5 protein-coding genes are annotated in these 8,510 nt (G+C 74.9%); 3 read left to right on the top strand and 2 right to left on the bottom strand.

Annotation, left to right across the window (positions count from 1 at the left end):
- Positions 1–236: 236 nt before the first annotated feature.
- On the bottom strand, positions 237–1,262 hold the full coding sequence (locus tag HCN56_RS21000; protein ID WP_167973471.1) for a 6-phosphofructokinase: 1,026 nt from the start codon (positions 1,260–1,262) through the stop codon (positions 237–239).
- Between the two features lie 401 nt (positions 1,263–1,663).
- On the opposite strand from HCN56_RS21000, the gene pta reads away from it, so the two are divergent.
- The 3 genes from pta (at position 1,664) to pyk (ending at position 6,662) form a co-directional block, all read left to right on the top strand.
- The gene (gene pta / locus HCN56_RS20995; protein ID WP_167973469.1) at positions 1,664–3,835 is read left to right on the top strand and encodes a phosphate acetyltransferase; all 2,172 of its coding nucleotides are present in this window, start codon (positions 1,664–1,666) and stop codon (positions 3,833–3,835) included.
- A complete protein-coding gene (locus HCN56_RS20990) occupies positions 3,832–5,121 on the top strand; it encodes an acetate kinase (RefSeq protein ID WP_167973467.1) in 1,290 nt (429 codons plus the stop codon). The genes pta and HCN56_RS20990 overlap by 4 nt, the downstream gene beginning before the upstream one ends.
- 116 nt (positions 5,122–5,237) lie before the next feature.
- Positions 5,238–6,662, top strand: a complete 1,425-nt coding sequence (gene pyk / locus HCN56_RS20985; RefSeq protein WP_167973465.1) for a pyruvate kinase — start codon at positions 5,238–5,240, stop codon at positions 6,660–6,662.
- 171 nt (positions 6,663–6,833) lie between these two features.
- On the opposite strand, the gene HCN56_RS20980 is transcribed toward pyk, so the two are convergent.
- A partial coding sequence (locus HCN56_RS20980; RefSeq protein WP_167973463.1) for a hypothetical protein occupies positions 6,834–8,510 on the bottom strand: 1,677 nt, incomplete at its 5' end.

The raw sequence follows: 8,510 nt of genomic DNA, 5'->3' as shown, positions 1-8,510 counted from the left end.
GCTCCGGCGGGGGCGCCCCCGCCGGCGTGCCGGTCTCGTCCGGGACGACCGGGTCGCGGAGGGCGGGGGCCGGCACCGCGAGCGCGGGTGCGGCCGCGGTCAGCGCGGCGGTGGCCGCGAGCGCGACGAGGACGGCACGGCGGAACGGACGCTGCATGAGCCGACCGTAGTGAACTGCCCCTGGCCGCCGGGCACCTGGGGTGCCCGGCGGAAGGGAGGGGCGGGCGGGCCGGCCGTCAGAAGACGGCTTCGGTCTCCTCCATGCGGTGCTCGGGCACCGTCTTGAGCTCGGAGGTGGCGCTGGCCAGCGGGGCCATGACGATCTCGGTGCCCCGCAGCGCCGTCATGTGGCCGAAGTCGCCGCGGTGGGCGGCCTCCACGGCGTGCCAGCCGAAGCGGGTGGCGAGCACCCGGTCGTAGGCGGTGGGGGTGCCGCCGCGCTGGACGTGGCCGAGGATGACCGGGCGGGCCTCCTTGCCGAGGCGGTGTTCGAGCTCGACGGCGAGCTGGTTGCCGATGCCGGTGAACCGCTCGTGGCCGTACTGGTCGATCTCGCCGCGGCGGTAGACCATCGAACCGGGCTTGGGGCGGGCGCCCTCGGCGACGCAGATGACCGCGAACTTCTTGCCGCGGGCGAACCGCTCCTCGACCATCGCGCAGAGCTTGTCGATCTCGAAGGGCCGCTCGGGGATGCAGATGCCGTGGGCGCCGCCGGCCATGCCGGACTCCAGGGCGATCCATCCGGCGTGGCGGCCCATGACCTCGACGACCATGACGCGCTGGTGGGACTCGGCGGTGGTCTTGAGCCGGTCGATCGCCTCGGTCGCGACGCCGACGGCGGTGTCGAAACCGAAGGTGCGGTCGGTCGCGGAGATGTCGTTGTCGATGGTCTTGGGGACACCGACGACGGGGATGCCCGCGTCCGAGAGCATCCGGGCGGCGGTGAGGGTGCCCTCGCCGCCGATGGGGATGAGGGCGTCCAGCGACAGTTCGCGGCGCAGCTGCTCGGCGTTGTCGCACGCCTCGCGCAGCCGGTCGCGCTCCAGCCGGCTGGAGCCGAGGACGGTGCCGCCGCGCGCCAGGATGCCGCTGACGGCGTTGATGTCGAGGGGGCGGTAGCGGCCTTCGAGGAGGCCCTTGAAGCCGTCCTCGAAGCCGATGACCTCATCCTTCCGGTCCACGACGGCCCGGTGGACCACCGATCGGATCACCGCGTTCAGACCGGGGCAGTCACCGCCCGCGGTGAGCACACCAATACGCATGAGGGACCATCTCCTGCTTCGCAACGGGATCGCTTCAGGTGTTGAATCGGCCGCGCCCTCGGGGCCGGGCCGATTCTTTCACGTGTTGACGGCGGGACCGCGACGCGTGCGCCTCGGGCGGCCGCTGTTCACCGCCGCGTCATCCGCAGACCGTACCGTCGTCCGCCGGGCCGGGTGCCGCCGTACCGCGTGCCCGGGCGTCGAGGGGTGCGCGGCGGCCGCCGCGGCGTGACGCTCACCGCACCGGGACGGCCACCGCGCGTGGAACGGAGCGCTCCGGGTACGGTCGGACAGCGGGACCAGCGGATCGGGCTACCTCTCGAACGGGTGGTCGACACACGCGGCCCGCCGCCCCGCCCACCGGCCGGGCGGGCGACGCAGGACTGTGGAGGAGTGCGCACGTGACGCGCAGCGTGTACGTGACCGGGATCGGCCGCGGCGACGGCCGGCAGGTGGTCGAGCTGGGGATGATGGAACTGCTGACCCGGTTGGTCGACCGGGTCGGGGTGTTCCGGCCGTTGGCCCACGACGACCGGGACCCGGTGATGGAGCTGCTGCGCAGCCGCTACCGGCTGGCGCGCCCCACCGCGGAGGCCACCGGCATGACCTACGAGCGCGCCGCCGCGCTGCAGGCGGCCCGCGGCACCGACGAACTGGTCTCGGCCCTGGTCGACCGCTTCCACGCGGTGGCCCGCGAGTCGGAGGCCGTGCTGATCCTCGGCACCGACTACGCCGACACCGGGCTGCCGGCGGAACTGGCGCTCAACGCCCGGCTCGCCAACGAGTTCGGCGCCGCCGTCCTCCCGGTCGTCGCCGGGCGCGACCGCGACGCGGCCACGGTCGTCGCCGAGGTCCGCAACGCCCACCACGCCTACACCTCGCTGGGCTGCGAGGTGCTCGCCACCGTCGCCAACCGCGTGCGCGCCGAGGACGCGGGCGAGGCCGCCGGCGAGCTGCAGCGGCACCTGCCCGAGCCGGTCTTCGTCCTGCCCGAGGAGCCCGCGCTCGCCGCCCCCACCGTCTCGCAGGTCGCGCGCGCCGTCGGCGCGGAGGTCCTGCTGGGCGACCAGACCGGGCTCGCCCGCGACGTACGGGGCTTCGTCTTCGGCGGCGCCATGCTCCCGGCCTTCCTCCCCGCGCTGACCGAGGGCAGTCTCGTCGTGACCCCCGGGGACCGTGCCGACCTGGTGATCGGCGCACTGGCGGCCCACGCCGCCGGCTCCCCGCCCGTCGCCGGCGTGCTGCTCACGCTCGACCAGCGGCCGGGCGACGAGACCATGGCGCTCGCCCACCGGCTGGCCCCCGGGACTCCGGTGCTCGCCGTGCCGGGCGGCTCGTTCCCGACCGCCGCGGCACTGCTGGGGCTGGAGGGCAAGCTCACCGCGGCCAGCCCGCGCAAGGCCGAGATCGCGCTCGGCCTCTTCGAGTCGCACGTGGACACCACCGAGCTGAGCGGCCGCCTCTCCGTCGTCCGCAGCGACCGCGTCACCCCGATGATGTTCGAGCACGAGCTGATCGAGCGGGCGCGCGCCGACCGCCGGCACGTCGTGCTCCCCGAGGGCACCGAGGAGCGGGTGCTGCGCGCCGCGGAGGTGCTGCTGCGCCGCAACGTCTGCAACCTGACGCTGCTCGGCGAGGAGGGCGCGATCCGCCGCCGCGCCGCCGAACTCGGCATCGACCTGCGGCTGCTGGCCGCCGACGAGCCCGCCGGCGACTCCGCCGCCGCCCACGCCCGGGTGGTGGACCCCGAGCGCTCCCCGCTGCGGGAGCGGTTCGCGGAGGTCTACGCGAAGCTCCGGGCCCACAAGGGGGTCGACTTCGACCTCGCCCACGACACCGTCTGCGACGTCTCCTACTTCGGCACGCTGATGGTCCGGGAGGGACTCGCCGACGGCATGGTCTCCGGCGCGGCGCACTCCACCGCCGCGACGATCCGGCCGGCGTTCGAGGTGATCCGCACCAGCCCCGACGCCGACATCGTCTCCTCGGTGTTCTTCATGTGCCTCGCCGACCGGGTGCTGGTCTACGGCGACTGCGCGGTCAACCCCGACCCGGACGCCGCCCAGCTCGCCGACATCGCGGTGCAGGCGGCGGTGACCGCCGCGCAGTTCGGGGTGGAGCCGCGGATCGCGATGCTCTCCTACTCCACCGGCACCTCGGGGTCCGGCGCCGACGTGGACAAGGTCCGCGAGGCGACCGAGCTGGTGCGCGCCCGCCGGCCGGAGCTGCTGGTGGAGGGGCCGATCCAGTACGACGCCGCCGTGGAGCCCTCGGTGGCCGCCACCAAGCTGCCCGACTCGCAGGTCGCGGGCCGCGCCACCGTGCTGGTCTTCCCCGACCTCAACACCGGCAACAACACCTACAAGGCGGTGCAGCGCTCCGCGGGCGCGGTCGCGGTCGGCCCGGTCCTGCAGGGACTGCGGCGCCCGGTCAACGACCTCTCCCGCGGCGCCCTGGTGCAGGACATCGTCAACACCGTGGCGATCACGGCCATCCAGGCCCAGCAGCAGGCCCGGTCCGCGACCGCGGCCGGCGGCACCCAGGACCAGCAGAAGCGGAGCGGTGACGCATGACCCCCCAGCCCGAGGAGCGGCAGCAGAGCGGCTCCACGTCGACGGACCGGGCGCCGGGCCCCGACGCCACCCGCGTCCTGGTCCTCAACTCCGGCTCCTCGTCGGTGAAGTACCAGCTGATCGACATGGCGGACGGCAGCCGCCCGGCGGCCGGGATCGTGGAGCGGATCGGTGAGGAGTCCTCCTTGCTGCGCCACGTCCCGCAGGACGGCGAACCCCGGGAGACCGTCCGCCGGTTCGCCGACCACGGCGAGGCGCTGAGCGCGGTCGCGGCGGAACTCGCCGCCGACGGCGCCGGCCTGGACTCCCCGCGGCTGGCCGCCATCGGCCACCGCGTCGTCCACGGCGGGCAGCGGTTCACCGCCCCCACCGTCGTCGACGACGAGGTGCTGGCGGAGGTGGAACGGCTGGTGCCGCTGGCGCCGCTGCACAACCCGGCCAACCTCACGGGCATCCGCACCGCCCGCGAACTGAACCCGGCGCTGCCGCAGGTCGCCGTCTTCGACACCGCGTTCCACACCAGCATCCCCGAGCACGCCGCGCGCTACGCCATCGACGTGGAGACCGCCGACGCGCACCGGGTGCGGCGGTACGGCTTCCACGGCACCTCGCACGCCTACGTCTCGCGCCGCACCGCCCGGCTGCTGGGCCGCGACCCCGCCGACGTCAACGTGATCGTGCTGCACCTCGGCAACGGCGCCTCGGCCTCGGCGGTCGCCGGCGGCCGCTGCGTGGAGACCTCCATGGGGCTGACCCCGCTGGAGGGGCTGGTCATGGGCACCCGCTCGGGCGACCTGGACCCGGCGGTCATCCTGCACCTGCACCGGGTCGCCGGCATGGACGTGGACGCCGTCGACGAACTGCTCAACAAGCGCTCCGGGCTGGTCGGGCTCTGCGGCGACAACGACATGCGCGAGATCCGCCGCCGGATCGACGCCGGCGAGGACGACGGCCACGGCGGCGCGGACGCCCGGCGGGCGCAGCTGGCGTTCGACGTCTACGTCCACCGGCTGCGCAAGTACCTGGGCGCCTACGTCGCCGTGCTGGGCCGGGTGGACGCGGTGGCGTTCACCGCCGGGGTCGGGGAGAACTCCGCCGAGGTCCGCGCGGCGACCGTCGCCGGGCTGGAGGTGCTGGGGCTGGAGATCTGCCCCGAGCGCAACGCCGAGCGTTCGCGCGAGGCCAGGCTGGTCTCGCCGGAGTACGCTCGGACGGCCGTGGCCGTCGTCCCGACCGACGAGGAACTGGAGATCGCCGCCCAGGCGTACCGCCTGGTGAACGGCTGAGTCCCGGGGGGTCGGGCCGGAGCCGCGCTCCGGCCCGACCGCCGCACCGCACGGTCGGAGACGTGAACGGGACCCACGATTATTCCGCCGCTGAACAAACCGATAGGATCGCTGGCATGCGCCGTTCCAAAATCGTCTGCACCCTGGGTCCCGCCGTAGATTCCTACGAGCAGCTGAAGAACCTGATCGAAGCGGGGATGAACGTCGCCCGCTTCAACATGAGCCATGGCACCCAGGCCGAGCACGAGGAGCGCTACGAGCGCCTGCGCAAGGCCGCCGACGAGACCGGCCGCGCCGTGGGCGTGCTGGCCGACCTCCAGGGTCCCAAGATCCGCCTGGAGACCTTCGCCGACGGCCCCGTGGAGCTGGAGCGCGGCGACGCCTTCACCATCACCACCGAGGACGTCGCCGGTGACCGCACCATCTGCGGCACCACCTACAAGGGCCTGCCCGGCGACGTCGCCAAGGGCGAGTCGATCCTCATCAACGACGGCAACGTCCACCTCCAGGTGACCGAGGTGTCCGGACCGCAGGTCCACACCGTCGTCATCGAGGGCGGGGTCATCTCCGACCACAAGGGCATCAACCTGCCCGGCGTCGCCGTCAACGTGCCGGCCCTCTCCGAGAAGGACGTCGAGGACCTGGAGTTCGCCCTCCGCATGGGCTGCGACATGGTCGCGCTCTCCTTCGTGCGCAACGCCGACGACGTCCACGACGTCCACGAGGTGATGGACCGCGTGGGCCGCCGCGTCCCCGTCATCGCCAAGGTGGAGAAGCCGCAGGCCGTCGAGAACATGGAGGAGGTCGTCCTCGCGTTCGACGGTGTGATGGTGGCCCGGGGCGACCTCGCGGTGGAGTACCCGCTGGAGAAGGTCCCGATGGTGCAGAAGCGCCTCATCGAGCTCTGCCGCCGCAACGCCAAGCCGGTGATCGTCGCGACCCAGATGATGGAGTCGATGATCACCAACTCGCGCCCCACGCGCGCGGAGGCGTCCGACGTCGCCAACGCCATCCTCGACGGCGCCGACGCGGTCATGCTCTCGGCGGAGTCCTCGGTCGGCCAGTACCCGATCGAGACCGTCAACACCATGTCGAAGATCGTGATCGCCGCGGAGGAGGAGCTGCTCAGCCGCGGTCTCCAGCCGCTGGTCCCGGGCAAGAAGCCGCGTACCCAGGGCGGCGCGGTGGCCCGTGCCGCCTGCGAGATGGCGGACTTCCTCGACGGCCGCGCGCTGGTGGCGTTCACCAAGTCCGGTGACACCGCCCGGCGGCTCTCGCGCTACCGCGCCTCGCAGCCGATCCTCGCCTTCACCACCGACGCCTCCACCCGCAACCAGCTCACGCTGAGCTGGGGCGTGGAGACCTTCGTCGCCCCGCACGTCGACCACACCGACGAGATGGTGCGGCTGGTCGACGCCGAGCTGCTGCGGCTCAACCGGTTCCACGAGGGCGACCTGATGATCATGACCGCCGGTTCGCCCCCCGGCGTGGTCGGCACCACCAACATGGTGCGCGTCCTGCGCCTGGGCAGCGACAGCTGACCTCGTAGCAGCCACCGTGCCGGCACCCGGCACCCCCACTGACGCCCGGCCCGGCCACCCCGGTCCGGGCGTCGGCCGTGTGCGGGCCGCCGCCGCCCCCGGTGCCCGGGCGGCGGTGCGCCCCGGGGCCGGGTCGAGCGGCGCCTGCCGGCGGCGGACGGGCCGGCGGGTTCAGTCCTCGTGGGTCATGTACTGGCGCATGCCCGGCACGGTGAGGGTGCCGCCGAACTGGCCGGCCTGCGTGACGCGGACGTCGGTGAAGTAGGCCTCGCCGAGATCGAGCAGCGGTTCGTGCCGCGGGTCGAAGACCACGGGGATGAGCCCGAAGAGGTTGCCCTCCAGCCGCTCCGTGTACATGGTCACGGTGGTCTCGCGGAACGTGGAGGTCGAGCCGTCCGCCGCCCGCACGTGGTACCTCAGGCCGCCGGCGCCCCGGACGACCTGGTGCAGGTCGCCGATGTCCACCGCGGTCGCGGTGAACTTCAGCGCCTGCTTCACCGCGCCGCCGCCGGTGCGCACGTTGACCACCCCGTGGTACTCCAGCCCGCGCAGCGTCATGTGGCTCGCCTCCAGCAGCCACGGCGCGTCGGGCAGCACCTGCGCGGTCACCTCGTCGGTGCCGGGGACGTCGCGCTCCTCGGGGCAGGGGTAGGGCACCCGTCCGGCCGCGTCCGGCGCGAACGGGTCGTCGGCGTCCGGCTCCACTGCCGCGGGCTCCTCCGGGGCCGCTCCGGCGCCGTCGTCCGCGGGGTCGGTGCCCTCGCCGTCCTCGCCGTCCTCGCCGTCCTCGGCGTCCTCGGCGGCGGGATCGGGCTCGTCCGGGTCGGCGTCGGCGGGACCGGTGTCCTCGGCGCCGTCGGGGAGTTCGGCGGGGCCGCTGTCCTCGGTGGGGTCCGCGTCGCTGCGCTCGCCGACCCCCTCGGCCGTGGTGTCGCGCTCGTGGGCGTCCGGGACACGGTCGCCGTCGCCGTCGCCATCGGTCCCGGTCCCGGTCGTCGCGTCGGCGTGGAGCTCCTCCACCGGCCGGCCGGGGGCGCGGTCGGCGGCCGGTTCCTCCGGCCCGCCCTCGCCGGGCGGTGGCGCGTCCGCGTGGGCGCCACCGCCCGGCGCCGTGTGCCGCTCCCCGGCCCCGGCGTCGCCGGGGCCCTCGTCCGTCTCCGCAGAACGGTCCCCGCGGCCGGCCGCCCCGGGGAGCAGGATGCCGCCGATCGCCTCGGTGAGATCACGCAGTCCCTGGCCGAGACCCGCGGGGTCCCGGGGGGTGCCGGGGCGCACGGGCTCCCGAGGGGGCGGGGCCTCGTCCGCGGCCGGGGGCCGCTCCTCGCCGGGTGCGTGCGGCCCGGCGCCGGGCTCCGTCCGCTCGTCGGCGTCCGGGGCGGTTCCGGGCCCGGGGGCGTCGGGGAGGCCCGGCGCCTGCCGGCCGTCCGGCCGTGAGGCCCCTCGGTCCTCGGCCGGGTCCGTGGGGACCGCGCCGGGGCCCTGGCCTGCCGGCTCCGCGTCGTCCACGGGGCCGGCGGCGTCCTCCTCGGACTCCGGCCGGTCCGGCGGGTCCGCGTCGTCCTGTTCCGGATCGACGTCGTCCTCTGCGGGGCCGGCGCCCGGCGGCGGCTCGCGCCCCTCGCCCGCCTCCTCCTCGGGGGGCGGCGCCTCCGCGGCGGCGCCGGCGCCGTCCCCGCCGGGCGCCGCACGGTCGGTCCGCTCCACGCAGGGCCCCGCCCGGAAGGGGTACGGGGGTTGCAGCTCGTCGGCCTGGGCCGGGCCGGGGACCACACCCATGCCGAGGATCAGTGCGGAGGGGACCGCAGCCACCAGCACCGACCGCAGCCGTCCGCGCCGCCCGGCGCGGGC

Origin of the sequence: Streptomyces lonarensis (assembly GCF_012033735.1) — a bacterium.
Classification (GTDB): Bacteria; Actinomycetota; Actinomycetes; order Streptomycetales; family Streptomycetaceae; genus Streptomyces; species Streptomyces lonarensis.
The sequence above is the reverse complement of the archived record's forward strand: the minus strand, read 5'-3'. Positions and strand labels throughout refer to the sequence as shown.